Source organism: Mesorhizobium sp. WSM4845, from assembly GCF_055811455.1.
In genome coordinates this window covers 1-489 of sequence record NZ_JBVVQA010000104.1, presented here as the reverse complement: position 1 = coordinate 489, position 489 = coordinate 1, and the positions used below count along the sequence as shown (strand labels likewise).

At 59.7% G+C, this 489-nt stretch carries 1 pseudogene; it reads right to left on the bottom strand.

Annotated elements, in window-relative coordinates:
* Positions 1-307: pseudogene (locus tag AC0L2C_RS34200) on the bottom strand (transposase); the annotation flags it as partial.
* Positions 308-489 lie beyond the last annotated feature (182 nt).

The following is a 489-nucleotide window of genomic DNA, read 5'->3' as shown; positions in this document are numbered from 1 at the left end:
TCGTGGCGGAAGAACTCCTCGCCGCACAGATACTGGAAATACGGGTTCTCGATCCAGCGTGCGCACAGCGCCTCGTCCGACAGGTTGAAGGTGTGCTTGAGGATCGCCAGCCCCGCCATCAGCCGGGTCGGCAGCGGCGGCATGCCCGGCCCGTCCGAATAGACCGCGCCGAAGCGCGCCTCCAGCACGGCCAGTCGATGATGCGGGCCAGCCGCACCAGCTCGTGGTTCATATTGAGGATCTGATCAAGGCGGGCGCGGAACAGATCCTGTTCTCCTGTCTCGCGCCGCTCGCGTGGTCTGCCCATCGCCTGGCTCCGATTCACTGCGATGAAAGCAGTGAATCACGCTTCGACAGGCGGCGGAAATCGCAAACTGGAATTGCAAGAAAACTATCCACAAACTGGCCGTCACCTGCAATTCGGAAGCCTGAAAAGTAGACTATTCCCATGGAATATCAGCAGCTTCCGAATTCTTCACGGTCGACTGA